The 22,803-nt window shown below is 42.4% G+C and carries 22 protein-coding genes; 17 read left to right on the top strand and 5 right to left on the bottom strand.

The features are described 5' to 3' along the window. Nucleotides 1–6 precede the first annotated feature (6 nt). The 6 genes from DBT50_RS08530 (at nucleotide 7) to DBT50_RS08505 (ending at nucleotide 6,505) form a co-directional block, all read left to right on the top strand. A complete protein-coding gene (locus tag DBT50_RS08530) occupies nucleotides 7–339 on the top strand; it encodes a PTS cellobiose transporter subunit IIA (RefSeq protein ID WP_111852001.1) in 333 nt (110 codons plus the stop codon). Then, nucleotides 339–851 (top strand): hypothetical protein, encoded by a 513-nt coding sequence (locus tag DBT50_RS08525; protein WP_111852002.1) that lies wholly within the window; start codon nucleotides 339–341, stop codon nucleotides 849–851. The genes DBT50_RS08530 and DBT50_RS08525 overlap by 1 nt, the downstream gene beginning before the upstream one ends. Nucleotides 852–853: 2 nt before the next feature. Continuing rightward, a complete protein-coding gene (celB, locus tag DBT50_RS08520; protein ID WP_111853279.1) occupies nucleotides 854–2,218 on the top strand; it encodes a PTS cellobiose transporter subunit IIC in 1,365 nt (454 codons plus the stop codon). Nucleotides 2,219–2,669: 451 nt separating this feature from the next. After that, nucleotides 2,670–3,722, top strand: a complete 1,053-nt coding sequence (locus tag DBT50_RS08515) for an ABC transporter substrate-binding protein (protein ID WP_111852004.1) — start codon at nucleotides 2,670–2,672, stop codon at nucleotides 3,720–3,722. Between the two features lie 43 nt (nucleotides 3,723–3,765). Then, a complete protein-coding gene (locus tag DBT50_RS08510) occupies nucleotides 3,766–5,490 on the top strand; it encodes an ABC transporter permease (protein ID WP_181566085.1) in 1,725 nt (574 codons plus the stop codon). Continuing rightward, nucleotides 5,456–6,505, top strand: a complete 1,050-nt coding sequence (locus DBT50_RS08505) for an ABC transporter ATP-binding protein (RefSeq protein ID WP_111853280.1) — start codon at nucleotides 5,456–5,458, stop codon at nucleotides 6,503–6,505. The genes DBT50_RS08510 and DBT50_RS08505 overlap by 35 nt, the downstream gene beginning before the upstream one ends. Nucleotides 6,506–6,681: 176 nt before the next feature. On the opposite strand, the gene DBT50_RS08500 is transcribed toward DBT50_RS08505, so the two are convergent. Both DBT50_RS08500 and DBT50_RS08495 read right to left on the bottom strand, forming a co-directional pair. Further along, nucleotides 6,682–7,362, bottom strand: coding sequence for an HAD family hydrolase (locus tag DBT50_RS08500; protein ID WP_111852007.1), 681 nt, complete (start codon nucleotides 7,360–7,362; stop codon nucleotides 6,682–6,684). 11 nt (nucleotides 7,363–7,373) lie between these two features. Next, entirely contained in the window at nucleotides 7,374–8,045 is a 672-nt protein-coding gene (locus DBT50_RS08495; protein ID WP_111852008.1) for a fructose-6-phosphate aldolase, read from the bottom strand. Between the two features lie 246 nt (nucleotides 8,046–8,291). Here DBT50_RS08495 and DBT50_RS08490 point away from each other — a divergent pair, with 246 nt between their 5' ends. Genes DBT50_RS08490 through DBT50_RS08465 form a run of 6 tightly spaced genes read left to right on the top strand, consistent with a single transcriptional unit; the run spans nucleotide 8,292 to nucleotide 13,440 of the window. Beyond that, nucleotides 8,292–9,092, top strand: a complete 801-nt coding sequence (locus tag DBT50_RS08490) for an SDR family oxidoreductase (protein ID WP_111852009.1) — start codon at nucleotides 8,292–8,294, stop codon at nucleotides 9,090–9,092. A gap of 15 nt (nucleotides 9,093–9,107) precedes the next feature. Next, nucleotides 9,108–10,964, top strand: coding sequence for a BglG family transcription antiterminator (locus DBT50_RS08485; RefSeq protein ID WP_111852010.1), 1,857 nt, complete (start codon nucleotides 9,108–9,110; stop codon nucleotides 10,962–10,964). Then, entirely contained in the window at nucleotides 10,961–11,443 is a 483-nt protein-coding gene (locus DBT50_RS08480; RefSeq protein ID WP_111852011.1) for a transcriptional regulator GutM, read from the top strand. Before DBT50_RS08485 ends, DBT50_RS08480 begins: the two co-directional genes overlap by 4 nt. Nucleotides 11,444–11,446: 3 nt before the next feature. Beyond that, a complete protein-coding gene (srlA, locus tag DBT50_RS08475) occupies nucleotides 11,447–12,001 on the top strand; it encodes a PTS glucitol/sorbitol transporter subunit IIC (RefSeq protein ID WP_111822222.1) in 555 nt (184 codons plus the stop codon). 11 nt (nucleotides 12,002–12,012) lie between these two features. Next, nucleotides 12,013–13,032, top strand: coding sequence for a PTS glucitol/sorbitol transporter subunit IIB (gene srlE, locus DBT50_RS08470; protein WP_111852012.1), 1,020 nt, complete (start codon nucleotides 12,013–12,015; stop codon nucleotides 13,030–13,032). Nucleotides 13,033–13,083: 51 nt separating this feature from the next. Next, nucleotides 13,084–13,440, top strand: coding sequence for a PTS glucitol/sorbitol transporter subunit IIA (locus DBT50_RS08465; protein ID WP_111852013.1), 357 nt, complete (start codon nucleotides 13,084–13,086; stop codon nucleotides 13,438–13,440). 143 nt (nucleotides 13,441–13,583) lie between these two features. On the opposite strand, the gene DBT50_RS08460 is transcribed toward DBT50_RS08465, so the two are convergent. Further along, nucleotides 13,584–14,096: a type 1 glutamine amidotransferase domain-containing protein gene (locus DBT50_RS08460; RefSeq protein ID WP_111852014.1), complete on the bottom strand. Its 513-nt coding sequence runs from the start codon at nucleotides 14,094–14,096 to the stop codon at nucleotides 13,584–13,586. A gap of 490 nt (nucleotides 14,097–14,586) precedes the next feature. On the opposite strand from DBT50_RS08460, the gene DBT50_RS08455 reads away from it, so the two are divergent. Beyond that, a complete protein-coding gene (locus tag DBT50_RS08455) occupies nucleotides 14,587–15,807 on the top strand; it encodes a CaiB/BaiF CoA transferase family protein (protein WP_181566086.1) in 1,221 nt (406 codons plus the stop codon). A 176-nt stretch (nucleotides 15,808–15,983) separates the two neighbouring features. Then, nucleotides 15,984–16,916, top strand: coding sequence for an NAD(P)H-dependent flavin oxidoreductase (locus DBT50_RS08450; RefSeq protein ID WP_111852016.1), 933 nt, complete (start codon nucleotides 15,984–15,986; stop codon nucleotides 16,914–16,916). A 60-nt stretch (nucleotides 16,917–16,976) separates the two neighbouring features. On the opposite strand, the gene DBT50_RS08445 is transcribed toward DBT50_RS08450, so the two are convergent. Then, the gene (locus tag DBT50_RS08445) at nucleotides 16,977–17,195 is read right to left on the bottom strand and encodes an antitoxin of toxin-antitoxin stability system (protein ID WP_111852017.1); all 219 of its coding nucleotides are present in this window, start codon (nucleotides 17,193–17,195) and stop codon (nucleotides 16,977–16,979) included. A 38-nt stretch (nucleotides 17,196–17,233) separates the two neighbouring features. Then, the gene (locus DBT50_RS08440) at nucleotides 17,234–19,204 is read right to left on the bottom strand and encodes a fructose-1,6-bisphosphatase (protein WP_111852018.1); all 1,971 of its coding nucleotides are present in this window, start codon (nucleotides 19,202–19,204) and stop codon (nucleotides 17,234–17,236) included. Between the two features lie 268 nt (nucleotides 19,205–19,472). On the opposite strand from DBT50_RS08440, the gene DBT50_RS08435 reads away from it, so the two are divergent. From DBT50_RS08435 to DBT50_RS08425, 3 genes are all read left to right on the top strand, one after another. After that, nucleotides 19,473–20,705, top strand: a complete 1,233-nt coding sequence (locus DBT50_RS08435) for a NupC/NupG family nucleoside CNT transporter (RefSeq protein ID WP_224785065.1) — start codon at nucleotides 19,473–19,475, stop codon at nucleotides 20,703–20,705. A gap of 320 nt (nucleotides 20,706–21,025) precedes the next feature. Then, nucleotides 21,026–21,943 carry a ribonucleoside hydrolase RihC gene (gene rihC, locus DBT50_RS08430; protein WP_111852020.1) on the top strand — a complete coding sequence of 306 codons (918 nt, stop codon included), beginning with the start codon at nucleotides 21,026–21,028 and terminating at the stop codon, nucleotides 21,941–21,943. 652 nt (nucleotides 21,944–22,595) lie between these two features. Continuing rightward, on the top strand, nucleotides 22,596–22,763 hold the full coding sequence (locus tag DBT50_RS08425) for a 2-hydroxymuconate tautomerase (RefSeq protein ID WP_013669234.1): 168 nt from the start codon (nucleotides 22,596–22,598) through the stop codon (nucleotides 22,761–22,763). Nucleotides 22,764–22,803 lie beyond the last annotated feature (40 nt).

Below are 22,803 nucleotides of genomic sequence, written 5' to 3'. Positions count from 1 at the left end.
AATTATATGGATAAGGATAAAATCACAGAAGTTGCGTTTCAAATCATTTTGCATTCAGGCGATGCTCGAGCGCTGGTTCATGAAGCCTTAGATGCAATGTATGACAGCAATTTTGAAGACGCCAAACAAAAATTAGAAGACGCAACCGATAATCTCAATAAGGCTCACAATGCCCAAACTGAACTCTTGCAACAATATGCTTCAGGGGAAGATGTAAAAATGGAAGTTATCCTAGTTCATGCACAAGATCATTTGATGACCACAATGACCCTGCAAGAAATGGCAAATGAATTTTTACGGATGTATGAACGTTTTGCAAACCTAATTGAAGGCAAGTGATGGCAATGAATAAAAAGATTAGTGAATACAAAATGGCTACCCGAAATATGAAAAACAGGCGTTTATTTCTAGCGCGTTATTCTTTACCAATCTTTTTCTTCGTTAACTTAAATTGGTTGATTCCTTTGATCTTAACTAAGAATCTATTTTTATTGATTCCTCTTTTGTTAATGATTGCTTCAATACTTGCTATGTTTGAAATTATTAAAAGCAGCCATCATTCTGTAGACAGCATGGTGAAATTTCCTATGACGCAATTGTATTTTATCAGCCAAATAGTAGTCAATCTTATCATCTCACTACCGATTTTAATAATGAATGATATCAAGATATTTTTCCCTTTTTTAAGTAATGTAGAATCGGGAAGAGTGATTGTTTTAGGGATACTTTTATTTGGTATTGTGTTATGCGTTTGGAATTTAAATCAACTCGCTACGGTTAGAAGGAAAAAAGATAAATGGTATTTATCCGCATTAAAATATGAGTCAATATTAAAAGAAATGAGTGAGTAGATATGTCTGAAAATAATAAGATTAATAATTGGATGGATAAATATATACTGGGGCCTTTAGGGACTTTTTCTCAATATAAATTTGTTCGGGCAATTACCAATACTGGGATGGGAACCATTCCTTTTACTATTGTAGGGTCAATGTTTTTGGTTATTAATGTTCTCCCACAAGCCTTTCCCTCCCTTCAAGGATTTTATGAAGCTACTTTCTTCAAGTTTAGCGATTTGTACATGTTAGCTAATAAAGCAACGATGGGAATTTTGGCATTATACTTTAATATTCTATTAGGTTATGAATTAACTAAAATTTATGCTGATGAAGAAGATCTTGACCTCTCAGCAATTAACGGTGGCTTACTTTCAGCCTTCGCCTTCTTTATGACCATTCCGAACCTTGTCATGGAAGGTGGCGTTACTAAGTTAGTCCACCTTATTGACCCAGAAGCCGATGTCCAAATTGTTAATGGATGGAGTGTCGGTGCCGATGGCTTAAGTCGTTTAGGGACTGTGGGGATCTTTACAGGAATTATTATGGCTACCATCGCTGTGATGATCTATCGTTTCTGTGTGAAAAAGAATATTACCATTAAACTCCCAGAAGCTGTACCTGCAGGGGTGGCTAATTCATTTACCGCTTTAATCCCTGCCTTTGCAATCGCTATTGTTGTGTTATTGATTAATGCATTATTACTATCTTTGGGCTACGATATCTTTACAATTTTAGAAGTTCCTTTTGGATTCATTACTAATTTAGCCAATTCTTGGCTAGGTCTAGTTGTTATTTATATTATTATGCAAGCATTATGGTTTGTTGGGATTCATGGGGCGACCTTGGTGACTTCCTTCCTACAACCCATTACATTCGCTAACTTAACCGCTAATGTTGCTGGCGCATCCATCCCATTTGCTGGTGAATTTAATAATGCTTATGTTACTATTGGGGGATCGGGTGCTACCCTAGTACTTTGCTTCTGGTTAGCAACTCGGGCAAAATCAGAACAATTAAGTGCGATTGGCAAGGCGTCTGCAGTTCCAGCACTCTTTAATATTAATGAACCCTTAATCTTTGGTATTCCATTCTTATATAATGTGGACCTAATGATTCCATGGTTCCTAGCTCCAATCGCGTCAATGACTGTTGGTTATATCGGAATTGCTAGTGGCTTCGCTCGTCCTGTTATCGCTCAAATGGCTTGGCCAACGCCTGTTGGTTTAGGAGCATTTATTGGTAGTGGTGGCGATATTAAGGCCGGTATCCTTGCATTAGCTTGTGCTGCTGTAGCATTCTTAGTCTATTACCCATTTATTAGAAGCTATGACAAGAAGTTATTATTACAAGAACAAGAAGCAATGAAGGAAATGCAATAAGATATAAAATTATATAGGCAGCTCCTCTTAAGGTATATAGTGAATTGACCTTGAGAGGAGCTTTTTATTTTCAAAAATATCCCCAAAGTGATACCTAGCGACATAGCAATAAAGAAAAATTTACAAAAATCTGTCTAATATATATTTATGGATAGTTTATTTGATTGTATTGAACAAATTTTATTATCTTACTTGAATTTCTTTACATATTTTTCGGTGGCTTAACGCAAACTATATTGTATTTTTACCTTAAATTTACATGAAATTGCTACAATGAATTTGTTAAAAAGGAACTCTGGTGTCAGTAAGTAAGCATTCCTGTAAAAAGAAAATAAGCTATACGACTGATAATTATTATCTAAGGCCAAGCTAGACATAACTGGCGTTATTTTAGAGTACGTCGACAAATAAACTTATCAGTAGCATTTTTAATTTGTGGAGGATTCGTATAATGAAAAAGTTGTTCAAACCCTTATTATTATTGTTTACTTTTATCTTTCTTTCCGCTTGTTCTACAGCTGAGCAACCTAATGTATCAAATAACACGGGAACGAGCTCAGGCCAAGCTGGGGAAAGCAATTCAGCTTCTGGCGAGTTTGTTCTTTATACTTCTCAACCTGAAGAAGACATCAATAAATTGGTTGCAGCATTCAATAAAGAGTATCCCGATATAAAAGTAAATATATTCCGTTCAGGTACCGAAGAAGTTATTTCAAAAGTTATGGCGGAAAAAGAGACAGGCGAAGTTTTAGCAGATGCATTGCTTGTTTCGGATAGTTTTACCTTTGACCAATTAGCCAATGAAGACCTGCTTCAGTCCTATGAATCTCCTGAGCTCGATAAGATTCCTAGTGATTATGTTCATCCTGATTTTAAGTATGCGGGGACCAAATTAATTGTGACTGGTATGGCAGTGAACACGGATATGGTTGATGCCAATGAAATTGACGGCTTTAAAAGTATGACCGATACGAAGTATAAAGGCATGCCGATGATCCCAAGTCCATTGTACTCAGGGGCTGCGTCTCTCAACTTATCGATTTTGACCCAGGATGGTAATCTAGGTTGGGATTTCTATGAAGACCTCAAAGCTAACGATGTCTTTGTCGGGCAAGGTAATGGTACCGTTCGCGATGCCCTACTCAATGGCCAGCAAGGCATGGGAATGTTAGTTGACTATATGGCTATTCGGGCTAAAAATGATGGGGCACCTATTGAATTTGTTTACCCAGAAGAGGGAGCCCTCTATGTTACCGAGCCGATTGGAATTATTAATGGGGCTAAAAACGCAGAATTAGCCCAACATTTTGTTGATTTTATTCTTTCAGAAAGAGGACAAGAAGTCACTGCAGAAATTGGTTACACGCCAGTTCGTGAAGGCGTTCAAGCGCCTGAGGGGCTAAAAGGGGTTTCTGATATTAAAACCATGGACTATAACTCTCAACAAGTATTGGAAACACGTGATGCAGATAAGGAAAAATTTGCAGAATTATTCGGTCAATAAGAATTTTTAACTGAATAGAGAGATGAAAAGGTTAAGGAAGGTTTTGTCTTTAGCCTTTTCTTTATATGAAAGAGTGAAAATCATGCTAAAACAACATTCCCAATTATTTTGGCGATTAATCTTTTCCTTTATTGCCTTAACCGTTTTTATCTGCCCCTTACTTACCATAATAATTAAGGGGATTGAGACGCCCGCTGGACTTGGTTTTGAAAATTTTGCGCTTATTTTCGATTCAAGCCGGACATTTCAAGCCATTAAAAACACTTTAATATTAGGCCTTGGTTCAACTTGTATTTCATTTATTTTTGGATTATTGGTGGCGATCATTGTTGCCTATACAAACATTCGTTTTAAAAAAGCTTTTGAGCTATTAACCATTCTGCCCTTTGTTATTCCGGGCTATATTATGACGCTATCTTGGACATCGGTCTTTGCCTTCAATAGTCCAATGAATAGTCTCTTAACTCAGTTGAAGCTTCCCATGGTCAATTTATATTCAATGGGAGGGATGATTTTTATATTAGGACTTAGTAATGCAGCTCTTGTTTATTTAAATGTCATTGATATCTTAAAGAAAGTTCCTATTGAACAAGAATGGGCTTCTCGTATATCTGGATATAACATTGTATCAACGCTTAAAAATATCAATTTGCCTTCCGCTAAGTATGGGATAGCAAACGGAATTATTTTAGCCTTTTTAAGTGCTATTGACAATTTTGCTATTGTTTCTACCTTGGGGACGCCTAGTGGGATTCCGGTATTAAGTACCTATATTTACGAAAAAGCGATTGGTTTCGGACCGCATAGCTTTAATGAGGCTGCTGTTCTATCGATCATTTTGTCATTGATTGCCTTTACTGGAGTGGCCTTTAGGGCTTATATGCTGAGAAAATCTGTTGCCATTGATACGGAGAGAGCTCGTTCTAATGACCGTATTCAGTTAACTCCTAAATATAGACGAACGGTCGAAGGTATGATGTTTATCATTTTACTAACACTAAATATTCTGCCCTTGGTGACCATGTTCTTTTCGTCCTTACAAGTTGGTTATAGTAGAAGTATTTTCGATGTTTCTAATATGGCTTTGGATAATTATGCCTTTATTTTACAAACGCCCTCGATGTATAACGGCTTTTGGAACAGCTTCATCTTAACGACTTTAGCTATTTTAGTCTGCTTAATGCTAAGCATTTTTGCTACTTATTACAAATCAAGGATCGATTCCAAAGCAACCTCTTTATTGGAGTTGGGTGCGTCAATCACATATTCAACGCCTGGGATCGTTTTGGCTTTAAGCATGATTCTTTATTGGAGTAATGTTCCTAATGTCTATGGCAGCTTATTGATTCTGTTTATTGCTTATATCACACGTTACTTTTTGGTTATTTTTAACGGCTCATCCACAGCTATCACTAGTATTCCTGTTGACTTGGAACAATCGGCACAGATTTCAGGTTCAAAGCAGCCTCAAATTTGGAGAAAAATTATTTTACCCTTGATGAAAGGGCAACTATTATCGAGTTCCTTTTTAATGTTTAGTAGTGCATTGACGGAATTAACTTTATCCTCCCTCTTAGCTGCTGCCAATACGAAAACGATTGGCTTAACCATTTATAATTTACAAACTAGTGGCGATACCAATACAGCTCAAGCATATTCTGTTTTACTGACCCTATTCATTTTATTGCTCTTATTCTGTAGAAATTATTTCCTAGCTAAGGAGGAAAAATCAATTGACGGATCAAATGACAATTACTCAGTTAAGTAAGGCCTATGGGAATAATGTGGCATTGAATAATATCTCTGTTTCATTCAATAAAGGAGAATTTATTGCGATATTAGGTCCTTCAGGTTGTGGGAAAACGACTTTCTTACGGTCGATCGCTGGTTTTTTAACTCCTGATGCGGGCACTATTCAATTAGGGGATAAACTTCTCTATCAGGAAGGTGAAAATGTGCCTGTGGAAGAAAGAGGCTTCGGAATGGTATTCCAACATTTTGCCCTTTGGCCTCATTTATCAGTTTTTGAACACTTATTATATCCATTGAATAGCTCTGTACTTAAGAACAAATTGAGTAAGGAAGAAAAAAAGAAACGAATCCATCAGACTTTAGACATGTTACAACTTCAGGAGCTTAAAAATCGTTACCCACATGAATTATCTGGGGGACAAAAACAACGCGTCTCCCTAGGACGAGCTTTGGTCTCCGGCCCAAATGTCTTACTCATGGATGAGCCCCTCAGCGCCTTAGATGCCCATTTAAAAGATTCCATGATTCATGAAATCAAAAAAATCCATCAGACTGTAGGGTCAACTTTTCTCTATGTTACCCATGACCAATTAGAAGCCATGGCTTTGGCCGATCGCATTGTTGTGATGAATAATGGAGAAATCTCTCAAATGGATACACCTTATAACTTATATCATTTCCCAACTAACGACTTTGTCGCCCAATTCATCGGGAGATCGTCTATAGTGAAAGGGACATGGAATAAGGGAGCTTTCACTCCTGAAAACGGGGTAAGAACGATATGGGAGCCAAAGAAGATTGCTAATTATTTTGTTGAGCATAATATCTATCCGGTTAAACCAGAAGAATTTATCTTAAACAAGCAAGAGAAAGGGATACCAGGAATAGTGACAGATAAGCAATTTATGGGCAAGTATATCAAGTATTTAGTCCAATTCAAATACGAAAAGGAGATGGTAGTTGAGGTTATCTCCTCTAATGATTATATAAATGTTAATGTCAATGATTTAGTATTTTTGGATGCAGAGTGATATAGTCAGTCACGTAAATATTTTAAAAAAAGCCGGAAATGAGGACCGGGCTTGATGATTTATGCTTAAAAAAACTCTATTTTCACCTAGCGAATGTTGACTTGCATTATAGATTAAAAAAGAAACCAGCATTTAGTCTAGCTTCAATGAGCTAGACCTGTGCTGGTTTTCCTATTTTATTTATTCAATTCATTCTTAACTGCTATTAAAGAAGGGTAAATACCGATTAAAAAATTCTCATCCACTTGTTCTAACTCCCCATCTTTCAATGGAATTTCCGGCACATAAAAGCTGGGGATTTTTGCACGTGTGCTTGCCATTAAGCCATTCAATGAATCTTCAACAGCAAGCGTTTCTTGGCCGCTAACTTGGTAGTGTTCTAAAACTTTAAGATAAATATCTGGATCTGGCTTACCGTTTTCAATCTGGTCACCGTAAACTCCAAAATTAATATAAGGCATTAGACCACTAGTTTTTAAGACGCTTTCTCCGCGTTCCTGTGGTGACGAAGTTGCTACAGCAATTGGCGTTCCCATATTCTTTAAATAAATGAGTAGGTCTAAGGCCCCTTCTTTGCGGTCTATGCTTTCTTTCGTAATCGCTTCTTTAAAATACGCGTTCCTTTTTTCTCTTGCTTCTTTAGCTAATGATTCATCGCCATCTAGTAGATTTTGAATGACATGATTATTGTGTTGGCGGGTTCCTCCCCGCATTTGATCCAGGGTTTCTTGACTAATCGTTACGCCATAGTCCTTTAAGACATGGCGCCAACCGGCATGATAGATCTTTTCCGTATCTACTAGGGTGCCATCTAGGTCAAAGATTACTAATTTAATTTGACTAAGGTCTTTCTTCATTTCACTATCCCTTATACAAAACTTTCCCGGTCATGAACCGCGGTCCAATCGGCAGAGAAATCGCTGACCGCTTTTTGAATATTGGCGTTTTCTACAAACTTATCCACAACGTCATCCCCAACTGTAATGTATTGGGCGCCGGCTTCTAGGGCGCTGGTGACTTGGTTAATATTCTTAAAGGAAGCGGCAATGATTTCGGTGTCGCTGTTGGTCCGCGCTAATTGATAGGAAACCGAAGAAATCACTTCATAAGGATCGGTATCTAAGTTAAGCATGCGGTTGACGTAAGGGGCTAAGAAGTCAGCACCTAATTCTGCGGCTAACAGGGCTTGAATTTTAGAATAGATGCCAGTGGCGGTAATCCGAACGCCTTCCGCCTTTAAGGTTTTAATCGCCCGTAAGCCCTCCTTATTCACTGGAATTTTAACGCATACTCGGTCATTGACTGCTTCTAAAATGGCGTGAGTGTCCTTAACAATCCCTTCATAATCCTTAGCCACCACTTGAACATGGAGGTCTTTGTCTTCCCCAATCACTTCTTGGATAGCATTCAGTCGTTCAACCACATCAATATCTCCAGCTTTTTTCAGGATACTGGGGTTGGTGGTGACCCCTTCTACTGGTAAATAGGTCACATAGTCCTTAATTTTGTCTAAATTAGCGGTATCTAAAACAAGTTTCATTCCATTCTTCCTTTCTTCTTAATCACTTTGTGGAACTTCACTTAAAACTTTTCCAAGCAAAGCTTCTTATCACTTCTACCTATAGTTTACTAGAAATATCAAAATTGTCAGCGCTTTTATATAAAGGATTAGTCAAAGACTTTTTTTATCAAGCGAAAAAACCTTGTATTAATTTTGACAGCGCTTACCGATACAATACTAAGTGTAAAGAAAAGAACAAAAAGAATTTAGAGAGGTGAATCGATTATGGAAAATTGGTTAGGTATTGAAGGTAAGGTAGTTATTGTTACAGGTGCCTCTTCAGGGATTGGCGCTGCAGTGGTGGAAGAATTATTAAATGATGGCTGTAAGGTGGCTAACTTTGATATTTCCGATAACCATGTGGAACATGAGAACTTACTTTTCGTTCAAACCGACGTGTCTTCCCGAGAAAATGTGGAAGCCAGTGTCCAAAAAGTGGTGGACCACTTCGGTACTGTGGACGCTGTGGTGAATAATGCTGGGATTAACGTTCCCCGTTTATTAGTAGATCCTAAAGATCCTAACGGAAAGTATGAACTGGATGACGCAACTTTTGATAAAATGGTAGCAATCAATCAAAAAGGTGTCTTCTTGGTTGCCCAAGCGGTGGGGCGGATCTTAGTAGATAAAGGCGAAGGCGTAATCATCAATATGGGTTCTGAATCAGGACTAGAAGGTTCCGAAGGCCAAAGCCCTTACGCAGCAACAAAAGCAGCGGTTTACTCATTTACCCGCTCTTGGTCTAAGGAATTAGGCAAACACAATGTGCGTGTGGTTGGTGTGGCTCCTGGGATTTTAGAAGAAACCGGTCTAAGAACCCTAGCTTATGAAGAATCCCTATCTTATACCCGTGGCATTACGGTCGATGATTTACGTGCTGGGTATTCAAAGACCACCACAATTCCTTTAGGCCGCAGCGGTAAATTAAGTGAAGTGGCCGATGTGGTCGCTTACTTAGTATCTAACCATTCTTCCTATATTACCGGAGTAACCATCAACGTTGCGGGAGGCAAGACAAGAGGCTAGTTAAGGAGTGGTGTTATGGCACTTGTTGATCGTTGGTATGAAATTTTAAATAATTTATATATGCACCCCAAGATTCCCCAAGCGGAGTTCGAAGCGGGGCTGAAGACAAGTCGCCAAACCCTCAAAAAGAATATCCAACTCCTTAACCAGGAGCTGGGAGGCATTGCCAGCATTACTTTAGAAGATAAGGTCTATCACTTGACCATTAAAGATTTTGCTGCTTTTAAGAAAATCTTAGCAGGAAAATTTCGCCAAGATACTGACTTTAATTCTTCCAATAAACGGCAAGCCTATATTCTTAAACAGCTAATTGAAGACCAAGAGGCTGTCATTATCGATGACCTTGCTGAAGTGACCACGGTTAGTCGCGGGACGGTGAATAATGATATCAGCCACCTTCGCCAAGAGTTAACGGATTATCACCTCACCATTGTTGGCACCCCAAATAAGGGTTTGACTCTGGAAGGGGATGAGCTCGATATCCGCACGGCATATGTCAATATCGTTCTTTCTTACTTCAAGGAAGATCAATTCACTATCAAAGATAAGACGCATTTGTTGAATTTGGCCCCTAATTTTAATATGACCAATTTCACCAAAGATTTACTCTTAAAAGTTGTTTATGTCACTCTACTCCGTGTCCGTCAAGGGCACGGTTTGATGAGTGAGATGCCTCATTACCAGAATTTCTTACAAGGACAAGAGGACTACGAAGTCTTTATTGCTGAAATTGAAGATTATTTCAACCTCACCCTAAGTCATTATGAATACCAGTACCTGGCCTATCCTTTTAATATTTACAATAAGGAAGACATTGTGCCGGAGAGCTTTAACTCAGCCTTTGTTGACCAGGTTTACCAAGAAATACTCCAAGCCATTCAACGTGACTTAGCTATTGAATTTGACCAGGAAAAGTTATACCAAGCTATGCGCAATCATTTAATTTTTCTTCTTCATCGCTTGTTATTCCGGGTCAATAGTGATGATTTATTTTTCCATGAGGTCCAGCAACAATACCCGTTGTCCTTCACCCTGGCAGAGATTACTGGCCGGGTCTTGGAAGAAGTCTTAGACCGTGAGGTACCAGGCATTGAGTTATCTTACCTGAGTCTCTACTTTGAATTGGTTATCAACCGGCAAGTAAGTTTGAAAAGTCAAAAAATTGCTATCGTTTGTCACACCGGTAAGGGCACAGCCCGTTTGATTAAGATGCAGATTCAACGCATCTTAGGGACCAGTTTAGAGTTATCCACTTTCTCAGAAGGGGAATTTAACCAGGAAGATCCTAGTCAATACTTTGCGATCTTCACTACTATTCCTTTAGACAAGACCAGAATCAAACGGCCCATTATTCAACTGGATAATTTATTCGATGAGTCTTATATTCGGTCGCAGTGGAATAGTGTCCAACGGCATAATCCTCTCTTTTCCCAGTTGGTTTATTTGGACTTTCTTACTTTAGACCAAGGGGAAAGTTACGAAGACTTGCTCCGAGTGATGACGGACAAAGTCATTGAAGAGACCGGAATTTCCTCAGATTTCCAACAAGCTATCTTTGAACGGGAAACCATTAGTGATACGGTTTTTGACCAAGGAATAGCCATGCCCCATACGGTGGTTGAAGATTTTGATCAAATCATCCTATTCATCGGTCAAGTGGAAGCCGATATCAAAGAAAAGGGTCGGCCCATTGACCTGGTCTTTCTCTTAGGAATTCCCAGTCAGACCAACCAAGTCATGGATGAGTTACTGATTAATATCTATGAAGCCATTTTTGCGGTGGCTAATAACCAGGACTTAAAGGTCTTATTAAAAACTACGCATTCTTTGGAAGAGATACAAGACATTTTACAAGGAGATGACGCATTGTGAGCTTTATGATCGTATTTGGTGGGATGGCCTTACTGGCCTACTTGGGCCAAGCCTTTCTTGGTTTCCTGCAAATCAAACACTTTAACCAAGTTTACCAAGACCTGCGTAAACAAGGCAAAGTCGCCATCGGGAGACGGTCTGGCAAGATTCGCCAAGGCACGATCGTGATGTTTGCCGTCAATGACCAAGCCAGAATCCTTGATGCCTATAAGATGCAAGGAGTCACGGTATTAGCGAAATTCAAGCGCCTCCCCCAATATATTGGGCAAGATCTCTATTTGATCGATCGCAAGCATCCCCTGGTACAAAAAGAAAATAAATTAACCCAAATTGCCATGGAAGACGCCCGCGAAGTCTACATTCGGGTGGAAATCGGTGACTATAAGGAAGAAAAACCGCAATCCACCTTCAAACAATTAGGCAATTTTGCCACACAGATGAAATACACACTGTCAAATAAAGTTAAAGGACGTGGATAAAAAATGGAATATATTGTTAAATTTGCGGAAGGGTTCATGAACCTCTTCCAAACCGGTGCCGATAACTTCATTGCCTGGATGGGATCCATTGTTCCCCTGGTATTAATGTTAATGGTGGCCATGAACGCTGTGATTAATCTTTTAGGAGAAGAACGGGTAACCAGCTTAGCCCGGGTGGCTTCTAAGAATGTCTTTACCCGTTACATGATCCTACCCTTTGTGTCCGCCTTTATGTTAGGGAACCCCATGTCAATGACCATGGGACGTTTCCTGCCTGAATTCTATAAACCCGGTTACATTGCCGCACAAATGCAATTCTGCCATACCTCCAACGGGGTCTTCCCTCATATTAACCCCGGTGAATTATTCGTTTGGTTAGGGATTGCCCAAGGGATTGAAGCTTTAGGCCTCAACCAAATGGAATTAGCCATTCGCTACCTCTTAGTGGGGTTAGTGATGAACTTTGTTGGTGGTTGGGTCACAGACTTCATTACTGCTCGCGTATGTAAACAACAAGGCATTACCTTGTCAAAAACCGTTGATGTGGACATTGATTAAGGAGAATTATCATGAGTGAATACAAAAGCATAAAAATTGTTAAAGGGTCAGGCGGCTTTGGTGGCCCCCTAGTAATTACCCCAACCGAAGAAAAACACAAATTCATTTATGTGGTGGGTGGCGGCGAACGTCCAGCCATTGTGGACCGTATTGAAGAACTTTCTGGGATGGAAGCGGTTAACGGTTTTAAAACCTCCATCCCTGATGAAGAAATTGCCTTAGCTATTATTGACTGTGGAGGGACCCTCCGTTGCGGGATCTATCCTAAGAAGGGGATTCCTACCGTAAATATTATCGCTACTGGGAAGTCTGGTCCCTTAGCCCAATATATTACCGAAGATATCTATGTTTCTAATGTTGGCGTTAACCAAATTGGTCTGGCCGATGGGAGCCAAGAACCAGTAAGTTCGATAGCAGCTAGCCAAGCAGCTGACCAAGCGGAAGGCAGTGGAGAAAAGGCTGGCTACGACACCTCTAAGAAGATTACCGAACAAACTGAAAATCCTAGTTTTATCGCTAAAATCGGGATGGGTGCTGGTAAAATTGTTGCCGTCTTCAACCAATCCGCCCGTGAAGCGATTGAAACCATGTTACACACCGTGATTCCTTTCATGGCCTTTGTTTCCTTACTCATTGGACTTATCCAAGGCTCAGGGGTTGGTGACTGGATCGCCCGGGCCTTAACCCCACTGGCTGGGAATGGAATTGGCTTAGTGGTCATTGGTTTTGTCTGCTCCCTCCCATTCTTATCCCCATTACTGGGGCCTGGCGCGGTAATCAGCCAAATCGTTGGGACCCTAATTGGGGTAGAAATTGGTAAGGGTAATATTCCGCCACAACTAGCCCTACCTGCTCTCTTTGCCATCAATACCCAAAACGGTTGTGACTTCATTCCGGTTGGTTTAGGTTTAGCAGAAGCTTCTTCTGAAACTGTTGAAGTCGGCGTGCCTGCTATCCTTTATTCCCGTTTCCTAAACGGTGTGCCCCGTGTCCTAGTGGCATGGTTAGCAAGTATTGGTCTCTATAGCTAATCAAAGAAGAAATGCGCTCATAAAAACAAAAGTACAGAAAGGAAATCTACGATGACTATTTATCAAACAGAAGTAAAAAATATTGGTGCCGATGCTGAATTATTTAAAAGTGAAAACATGATCATCCTCTTTGGAGAAGACGCCCCTGCTGACTTAGCTGATTATTGCTATAATATCGACGTTAATCCTATCCAAGGGACTATTGAAGCAGGGCAAACCATCTCCTTTGATGACCAAGACTATAAAATCACTGCTGTTGGTAGCGTCGTAGAGAAGAACCTTACTGACTTAGGCCATATCTCGGTACGTTTCGACAATTCAAGCGATGCTGATTTGGCTGGAACCATCTATGTGGAACAAAAAGAGCTTCCAGAAATTACCATTGGTACCAAGGTAACGATTCATTAAGAGAATTCAAAAAGTCCACTCATCCTTTGTTTATGAGTGGACTATTACTTATTGGTAAATTTGAATGATAAATTAATCCAAAAAACCAGCGCCCACCAAGCTCACTCAAGCTTTGGCAGGCGCTGGTTTTTCGTTTTTTTACTCTATTTCAAAGCGTCAACAATGGCTTTGTTGAAGGCAGGGAGGTCGTCTGGGGTCCGACTGGAGATTAAACCAGAGGAGTCGATAACCACTTCTTCATCAAAGTAGTTGGCACCGGCGTTCTTCACGTCAACAGCCACTTGGGCAACGGAGGTAATGTCTTTACCGTGGAGTACATCCGCGTTGACTAAAAGCTGTGGGGCGTGGCAGATAGAGAAGATGGGTTTATGTTTGTAAGCGAAGTGACGGACAAAGTTTAAAACATCTTCATACTTACGGATCTTATCTGGGGAGTAACCACCAGGAATCAGTAAGGCGTCAAAGTCTTCGCCCTTAGCGGTGTCAATGCCGACTTCAATTTCGACTTCGGTCCCATCACTTTTACCAGTAACGGTAGCGCCTTTTTCTAAACCGACAGGAACGACTTGATGACCCGCTGCTTCGAGGGCTTCTTTAGGTGAAGTGTATTCAGAATCTTCGAAAAGGTCGGTCATAATACTTGCAATTTTTGCCATAAGTTGTTTTCCTCCTTATTGGTCTTTGTGCGTCAGTGTGACAAATCGCGTGCCACTGACAGACAGCTTGTCTTTTTACGACTACAGTTTTATCCTAGCATGACTGGATTAGAATTGCGAACCTCGTGCTCACTACTTACTTATCCTTCAAACGAATAAAGACATCCTTATGTTGTTGAATTTGCTTCTTAAGGAGTTTCAATTGCCGTTCTTGGATGGCTTTTTTATCATCTTTAGTGGTTGACATCATAAACTTTCCTTTCAAAATTAGCTTATTAACTAACGCTATCCATTAGTCGGGTTGAAGTAAAAGTTGTTATCTGAATCACTTTCTTGACTTCATTATACGTATCATTAAGCAAAACAACTACTGCAAAGCCTGATTATTTTATAGTTATAGGTCTTTAGCAAAACAAAAGTTCTTCCTTTTTACTGTATTTTCATCCATAATAAGAAAAAAGAAAACGCTATCTTAGAAAGGGTGGTTATGATGATTGAGTTATTAAAAGGGGTTAAGGTGGTTGACTTTACGACCATGGTGGCTGCACCGGCAGCAGCAAAAATGATGGCTGATTGGGGAGCAGAAGTGGTTAAAGTCGAAGCTCCTGGGGGCGAAGTGCTTCGTGTCCTTGGAGCTAGTATGGGAGCCCCCGCTAAGGCTGAAGAAAATCCGATCTTCGACCTCTATAATGCCAATAAAAAGGGGGTCACTTTAGATTTAAAGACAAGCGCTGGTTTAGAAGTGATGGATAGATTAATTGCTTGGGCTGATATTTTTATTTCTAATGTGCGGCTAGAATCCCTCAGGAAGCTTGGCTTGGATTATGCGACCCTGTCTGCTAAGTATCCCAGTTTAGTCTGGACGCATTTTTCTGGTTACGGCTTGCAGGGAGAGGAAGCAGGGCGCCCTGGTTATGATATGGCCGCTTATTGGTCTCGTGGCGGCTTTGTCGCTGACCTATCCCCCGAAGGCGAACATCCCCTCCATCTTCCCACTGGAATTGGGGATGGGATTTGTGGTCTTGCCCTCTTGAGTGGAACTTTAGGAGCCTTACGTCAAGCCGAACAGACTGGCCAGGGACAAGAGGTTCGGGTGTCTCTATATGGAACAGCCATTTATGCAAATGGAGTCCAAGTGATTTCCACCCAATATCAAGATGTCTTTCCTAAGCCTTATCATCGTCCGACCAGTCCATTGATGCATTCTTACCGCACTAAGAATGACGAGATTATGGTCATTGTCCTGCCTGTTCATGATAAGGGTTACCCCCAATTAATGAAGCTATTAGAACGAGAAGACCTAATCGCCGATGAGCGCTATGCCACCCAAGCAGCTATGGCCAACTCGCAATACAAGGAGGAGTTGACCCATATTTTAGAGGAGGCCTTTGCCCAATTTGATAGTCAAACGCTTTCTGAGCGTTTCCTAGCGGCTGATATTACTTTTGAACGGGCCCGTCACTTTGAAGAAATCGCCCACGATCCGCAAGCTCAGGCAAATCATTACCTCTATGATTACCAATTTGCTAACGGTAACCATGCGCAGATGCCGACCTCTCCGGTCCAGTTCTCCGATAATTTAGATATGCCTTACCAAGCTGCTCCCTTGGTAGGTGAAAATAACCAGGAAGTTCTGGAAGCTTTAGGCTATGGGGCAGAGGAGATAACAGCATTGAAAGACCAAGGAGCCTTTGGTAAAAGCAGAAGATAATTCATAGCATCTAGGAGTGCAAGCTACTCATAATTTTTCCATAACAATATAGTTATCCCAGACCCCTAAACTTACTATTTTACATGTTGTGAATATAAGCACATAATAGAATTGTTAGAACTATTTCTTTTACAGTATAAAATTGTTGACTAAATAGCTTAAAAAGGAGAGATTGCATGAACCGAGTTTGTGAATTATTAAATATTGACTACCCAATTTTCCAAGGTTCCATGGCAGGGGTCGCTGAAGCTCCCTTAGCAGGCGCTGTTTCTGAAGCAGGCGGTTTAGGGGTTATTGCTACCGCTGGCCGTAAAGGGGACTGGTTACGTGAACAAATTAAAGCTGTCCGCGAAATCACTGACAAGACCTTTGCTGTTAACTTAATGTTAATGTCTCACAACACCGAAGAAATCATGGAAGTGATTATTGACGAAGGCATTAAAGTGGTAACGACCGGTGCTGGGAATGCTGCCCCATTGATCGAACCTCTACATGAAGCGGGCATCAAAGTGGTTCCGGTTGTGGCTAATGCCCGTCAAGCCAAGAAAATGGAAGACGCTGGTGCCGATGCCGTGGTCTGTGAAGGGACCGAAGCTGGCGGCCACGTGGGTGAAGTGACCACCATGCCTTTAGCCCGTGCGGTGATTGCTGCCGTTGACATTCCAGTGATCATTGCTGGTGGGATTTCTGACGGTCATGGTTTAGCTGCAGCCTTTGCTCTTGGTGGTGAAGGGGTGCAATTAGGGACCGTCTTCTGTGCCAGTGAAGAAGCCCCAATCGCCCAAGGTTACAAGGAAGCCATCGTTAACTGTGGTTTAACCGATACTGTGGTTGTCGGTCGTTCCATCGGTGCTCCTGTCCGTTTAATCCAAAATGACATGGTCGCTAAACTCCAAGAAGAAATCGACAACGGCTCTACCCGTGACGAATTCGAAAAATCCAACCTCCAAATGTTGTTAACCGCCATCACTAAAGGCGACACCGAAAACGGAATCGTAACCATCGGCCAAGTAGCCGGTAACATCACTGAAATTCGCCCTGTCAAAGAAATCATTGACTCCATCGTTGAAGAAGCCCGTGAAGCTTTGAAAAACATGCCTACTCTGTAGTAGAGTGCGACAAAAAGGACTAGGAAATTTCTCCTAGTCCTTTTCTTGTCGCAAAAAATTTTATTCGATATCTTCTTCCAGTAAAAGTTCATTTTGTCTATAATCGTCAGCATATTGTAAGATAGCTGGGTTTTCAAAGAGATTTTCTTTGACTGGCGTGTAGACAATGGATCCGTTAGTGTAACGTTCGACCGAAAATTTCATCCCCTTACTAATCTTATCGCTATTAGGTAGGGGAAGAACCAGTGAGTTTCCCACTCGTCTAACCTGAACTTCCAAATGAATGACCTCCTAGTTGTGAAAGTAATGATACTAGCCTAATGCACTTCCTCCCCAATCACCCCAGCTTGGTAGGCTTCAATCAGGGCTTTCAGGGCTTGAACCTGGCAAGTGAGCTGCTTACCGATATCCGTTTCTCTGACTGAAATCCGTTCTAACTCCTTGTCGACCACGCGGCGGGTGGATTCAATATCGGTTTCGTACTTAATGGCGTCTTCCTTACCATGGAAGGGATGGTGAGCGACCAGCTGCATGCCATAGGAGTTATAGAGCAGGGTAAAGCCTCCCAGTCCGGTGGTCTTTTGGTAGGCCCGGGCAAAACCGCCGTCGATAACAATCATCTTGCCACCAGCCTTGATAGCATCTTCCCCGTCCTTGGCCTTAATGGGGGTGTGGCCGTTAATGATGTGGCCCTTGTCGGGATCGATGCCGAACTCCTCTAAGACCCTTCGGACGAAGTCAATGTCTTCCCGCCAGGAGTAGTAGACATTGCGGTGTTCCTGGTGGGTTTCCTTGTCAGCGATAAAGTAGCGTTCAAAGGTAGCCATTTGTTTCTTCCCGAAGAGGGCTGATCCTTCACCCTGCCAGAGATACCAGGCAAAGTCCAGGTCGGGGTTTTTACTTTCATCACTTTGGCGTTTGGCATACATGCGCCGGACTACCTGGTCGAACTTATCCAAAAGCTCCTGACCAGCCAGGGTTTCCCCGTCAATAGTCGCTGCCATGAAAGTGCCGTCCTCATTCATAGGAATACAGCCGTGGAACATGAGGTTATTGTTATAAATCTTATACATGGACCCCTTATTAATCAAGAAAGCTACGTGTTTTTGTAGGCGTTCACTATCCAGAAAGGCAGCTTGCAGGGCTTCCATGACTGCGTCTTCTTCTTCAGTCAGGGCATAGGGGTCTTTGGGATCCACCGTTGGGAAGGAAGTATTGACTAAAGGATAAGTCTTGCCTTGCCAGTTAATAGTCCCCGCCTGGTAATCGATCTTATCCAAGAGCAGGCGGTTGTCACAGCCAAATTCAGGGTGGCGGCGGATAACTTGGGCCTCTAACTTGAACTGGATAATGGCCATGGCTAGCTGCATCCGGGCCAATTGTTCCACCTCATCATGGTGGTAGTCATGGTCATCGGCTAATTTAGGCATGAAGCCAGTCAAGTCGGCCTCCCGGTAAACCGTATCAGCCAGGTTAACTAGGGGACGGAGCGGGATCCCATAGGCATGTTCAATCACAGAGAGATTATCATAGCGGGCTTGGATCCGGACCACATTGGCGATTAAGGCCTTGGAACCCGAAGCGGCGCCCATCCAGATCATGTCGTGGTTACCCCATTCAATGTCTAAGGAATTCTTCTCCATTAAGAGGTCTAAGATCCGGTCGGGAGCGGGGCCGCGGTCATAGATGTCGCCTAAGATGTGGAGGTGGTCGACCACCAGTTCCCGGATCAATTCTGCCAGGCAGGTGATCAGCCGGGGCGCTTCGTCCAGGTCAATGACGGATTGGATGATGCGTTTATAGTAGTGTTCCTTGTTGGAAAGGATGGAGTCCTTGAAGATCAACTCATCCATGATATAGGCCATATCTGGGTTCATAGCCTTGTGAACCTTGGACCGGGTGTATTTGGAAACCACAAATTGGGTTAATTCCACTAACCGGCTGGTGGTCAGGGTGTAGAACTCATCAATTTCAGCCTGGGAGTCCATTTCCTTAGTCAGGGCGCGAAGTTTTTCTTCGGGGTAGTAGATAATGGTGGCCAGTTCGGCCCGACGCTTGGTCGAGAGCCGGTCGCCGAAGATTTCATTGATCTTCTCCTTGATATTCCCCGAACCATTGCGGAGAACATGGTTAACGGCGTCGAATTCACCATGCAGGTCGGTCATAAAGTGCTCGGTGCCTTTGGGGAGCGACATAATCGCTTCTAGGTTAATCATTTCCGTGGATGCGGCGGCCTTGTTGGGGAATTTTTCGGCCAGTAATTGTAAGAATGCAGGACTATATGCCATGGGACTTTCCTTCCTCTCTAGGCGCCCAGGGAGCTTTTAAACTCGCTGGCGCTGTTAATCTCTTTCTATTCTACCTGAAAGCGTTATCGATTTGCCTTTACAGGGTATGATTTAAAAATTATTTAGAGATTATAGCATTATTTCGAAAATTTGGGTAAAATATGGATGAAAGCGTTTTTAAATGAACAATGAAGCCAAAAGGGGGCGGTCGACTTTCTTTTCTAGATAAATGGATAAGCTGTTAAGCTTTGGAAAGGTAAGTGATTCAATGAGTATTGTACAAGGCCTTGTGGGTCTACTGGTCATTTTTGGCTTGTGTTATTTCCTGTCCTTCGACCGGAAGCAGATTAAGTATAAAAATGTGGCCATTATGTTAGTTGCTGAAGTGGTCTTGGCCTTAGTCCTGTTTCGAACCAGCCTGGGTTTAACTATCCTGAACGGGATTGCTAGTGGGATGGACTGGCTGATGGCCCAAGGGATTGAAGGGGTTAACTTCGTCTTTGGCGGAATTCAATTGACCGCTGACGGTTTTGTCTTCTTCCTCCACGTCCTCGCGCCCCTAGTCTTTATTACCGCCTTGATCGGGGTTTTAAACTGGCTGGGCGTCCTGCCCTTTGTAGTCAAGTGGGTTGGTTTTGGCATCAACAAACTGACCGGGGCTGGGGAATTGGAATCCTACTTCCCCATTGCCTCTACCGTCTTTGGGACGCCGACTAACTATTTATCGGTGGTCGACCAAGTCAGACGAGCTAGTGAGAAGCAATTATTTACCCTGGCTGTTATTCCCATGTCCGTGGTCACGGTCTCCATGCTGGCGGCCTATATGAAATTAGTCAAACCCCAATACGTGGTGGTCGGGGTCCTCATGCAACTCCTGTCGGCCTTAGCGGTTTCTGTGATCGTTAACCCCTATAATGACAAGGAAGAGATTGCCAAAGGTACCCAGGCCTACCAGGAACGGGAAGGCATTGAAGGCGACCAAGCTGAGGAAGCTCAAGGAGAAAAGGAAAGAGAACCCTTCTTCTCTATGCTGAGTGACTACATGGTAACCGGATGGAATACGGCCGTGATCGTGGCTGTTATGCTGATTGGTTTCGTGGCTTTGATTTCCATGTTGAACAGTCTCTTTGAAGGGCTGATCAATATTTCCTTTACCGAGTTGGTCGGCTATGTCTTTTCGCCATTCGCTTTCTTGATGGGCGTTCCTAAAGAAGACATGGTCCAAGCCGGTTCAGTCATGGCCCAAAAAGTCCTAGCCAACGAAGTTGTGGCCATGACTTCTCTCTCGGCCCTAGAAGGTTTAAGTGAAAAAACCGCCGCCATTATGGGGACCTACTGCATGAGTTTCGCTAACTTCGGTACCCTAGGCATGGTCATCGGCGGCGTCAAAGCCATCGACGCCCACCAAGGTAACGTTGTGGCCAAGTATTCGCTAAAAATCGTCCTCGTCTCCACCCTGGCTTCCATGGTTACCGCGACTATCGTTGGATTTTTATTCTAGAGATAAGGATGTGAGGAAGGATCAGTGAGGGAGATTCCTTGGAGGAAAAGATGATAAGATCAACTTGTTGATCGTTCAACTTTTCTGAAAGGACATCCCCTCACCCTTCCGAACTCGACTATAGAGTGTGAGGTGATGGGAAAAGTGAATCGCTGTAAGAAATATGCGGTAATCTTCGAAGAAGATTAGCAAATATTTCTGAAGCGGAGTTCACTTTTGTCACCGAGCAGGTTTGAGAAGAGTGCGACTGGAACAGGTTTAGACAATTTAATAAGTTATGAATTGAAAGTTACTTAGTATTTACAAGGAGGAATTTTTTCATGGTAAGAAAAGTCATTTTTGATACAGACCCCGGAATTGATGACGCGATTGCGACTGCTATTCTCTTGAATTCGGACCAGGTCCAAGTGGAATTGATTACAGCTGTGGGTGGGAACGTGGCCTTAGAAAAGACCTCCACCAATGCCTTAAAATTAGTCAACTTCTTTGAAAAAGATATCCCCGTGGCTGCTGGTAACCACGGACCGCTCTTAACCGAGTTTACCGATGCTTCTGAAGTCCACGGCGAATCTGGTATGGACGGTTACGACTTCCCTGACCCGGACAAGAGTCAACTGTTAGAAGAACACGCCGTTCTCGCCATGCGCAAGGTCTTAATGGAAAGCGATGAAAAAGTTACTATCGTGGCAGTTGGCCCGCAAACCAATGTGGCCCTGCTCTTGACCATGTATCCAGAAGTCAAAGACAAGATCGAAGAGATTATCATCATGGGTGGGTCTTTCACTCGGGGCAACAAGCATGTTATGGACGAATTTAACATCGGAACTGACCCTGAAGCTGCCCAAATGGTGCTCCAATCCTCAGTCAAGACCGTGATGGTAGGTTTAGATATCGGTTATATTGCTACCATTGGTCTGGAAGAAGCTGCAGAATTGGCGGAGAAAACCGAAACCGGGAAGATGATCCATTCCATGCTCCAACACTACCGGTCAGCCCAAACCAACCAAGAATGGGAAATGTACGACCCAACCGCCATCGCTTACCTCTTGGAACCCGAAATGTTTGAAGAAGTGGAATGTAATGTCGAAGTGGAACTCGGTAGTCCCTTAACCTACGGCCAAACCGTCGTTGACCTCGACCACAAAACCGACCGCCCCGTAAACTGCGTCGTTCCAACCACCATCGACCGCAACCGCTTCAAAGAATGGTTCAAGGAAAGCATCTTGAAATGTAAATAGAGTGCGACAGTCACACCAAAGGACGAAACCACTGGAGAAAACCGTCATAAGCTCAGCTATACTGAGCGTTGGCGGTTTTTGAAGTGGACGTTCGTCCTGTGACTGGAGCACGTTTGGATAGAGTGTGACATGCGCGCAAGAAGGCAAGACCATTGGAAGAAAAAGACGTAAAAATTCTCAAAGAGAATTTGTCGTCATTTTCTGAAATGGACGCTTGCCTTGCGCTTGGAACACGTTTGAAAAGGATGTGAGGACGCCGTCAGAGACTTGAATTGCTGGAGGAAAATACCACAAGCACAGGAAAGCTGTGCCTTGGAATTTTCTGAAGCAACTTCAAGTCTGGCGACCGAGCTCAACTATAGAGTGCGACGGGTGCGCCAAAGATCGATAGAGCTACGCATACTATATCTGTACGTTGCTTTGCTTCCTACAGCTATAGCAACTGGAGCTAAAGAGCAAAAATTCTTGAAAAGAATTTCTTGCTCTTTAGTGAAGTGGAGATCGATCTGCACCCGGAGCAGATTTGGATAGAGTGCGACAGTCACATCAAATTTTTTAGTTATCAGTTCGAGAAAAAATCTCTTCTTGGATTGATCGCTTTTCTTCTTTTAAGGTATAATTTAAATTAAATTCTTATGAGGAGGTTTTAGCTATGCCAGTTGTAAACATTCAACTTATCGAAGGACGGTCCCAGGAAGTCAAGGCGGCCATTGCTAAGGAAATCACTGAAAGTATCTCTAAGCACGCCAAGACTCCTAAAGACCATGTCCACGTGATCTTCAACGATATGAAAAAAGGCGACTACTACAACAATAATTAACCACCAACTTACAAAACAAGCCCGGGAGCTTTTGATTAAC

This window comes from Aerococcus tenax, from assembly GCF_003286645.3.
Taxonomy (GTDB): domain Bacteria; phylum Bacillota; class Bacilli; order Lactobacillales; family Aerococcaceae; genus Aerococcus; species Aerococcus tenax.
This window is presented reverse-complemented; position numbering and strand designations above follow the sequence as displayed.

Coding starts and splice junctions, on each gene's coding strand:
- DBT50_RS08530 (WP_111852001.1), top strand. CDS start 7: ATGGATAAGGATAAAATCACAGAAGTTGCGTTTCAAATCATTTTGCAT.
- DBT50_RS08525 (WP_111852002.1), top strand. CDS start 339: ATGGCAATGAATAAAAAGATTAGTGAATACAAAATGGCTACCCGAAAT.
- celB (WP_111853279.1), top strand. CDS start 854: ATGTCTGAAAATAATAAGATTAATAATTGGATGGATAAATATATACTG.
- DBT50_RS08515 (WP_111852004.1), top strand. CDS start 2,670: ATGAAAAAGTTGTTCAAACCCTTATTATTATTGTTTACTTTTATCTTT.
- DBT50_RS08500 (WP_111852007.1), bottom strand. CDS start 7,362: ATGAAGAAAGACCTTAGTCAAATTAAATTAGTAATCTTTGACCTAGAT.
- DBT50_RS08495 (WP_111852008.1), bottom strand. CDS start 8,045: ATGAAACTTGTTTTAGATACCGCTAATTTAGACAAAATTAAGGACTAT.
- DBT50_RS08490 (WP_111852009.1), top strand. CDS start 8,292: ATGGAAAATTGGTTAGGTATTGAAGGTAAGGTAGTTATTGTTACAGGT.
- DBT50_RS08485 (WP_111852010.1), top strand. CDS start 9,108: ATGGCACTTGTTGATCGTTGGTATGAAATTTTAAATAATTTATATATG.
- srlA (WP_111822222.1), top strand. CDS start 11,447: ATGGAATATATTGTTAAATTTGCGGAAGGGTTCATGAACCTCTTCCAA.
- srlE (WP_111852012.1), top strand. CDS start 12,013: ATGAGTGAATACAAAAGCATAAAAATTGTTAAAGGGTCAGGCGGCTTT.
- DBT50_RS08465 (WP_111852013.1), top strand. CDS start 13,084: ATGACTATTTATCAAACAGAAGTAAAAAATATTGGTGCCGATGCTGAA.
- DBT50_RS08460 (WP_111852014.1), bottom strand. CDS start 14,096: ATGGCAAAAATTGCAAGTATTATGACCGACCTTTTCGAAGATTCTGAA.
- DBT50_RS08455 (WP_181566086.1), top strand. CDS start 14,587: ATGATTGAGTTATTAAAAGGGGTTAAGGTGGTTGACTTTACGACCATG.
- DBT50_RS08450 (WP_111852016.1), top strand. CDS start 15,984: ATGAACCGAGTTTGTGAATTATTAAATATTGACTACCCAATTTTCCAA.
- DBT50_RS08440 (WP_111852018.1), bottom strand. CDS start 19,204: ATGGCATATAGTCCTGCATTCTTACAATTACTGGCCGAAAAATTCCCC.
- DBT50_RS08435 (WP_224785065.1), top strand. CDS start 19,473: ATGAGTATTGTACAAGGCCTTGTGGGTCTACTGGTCATTTTTGGCTTG.
- rihC (WP_111852020.1), top strand. CDS start 21,026: ATGGTAAGAAAAGTCATTTTTGATACAGACCCCGGAATTGATGACGCG.
- DBT50_RS08425 (WP_013669234.1), top strand. CDS start 22,596: ATGCCAGTTGTAAACATTCAACTTATCGAAGGACGGTCCCAGGAAGTC.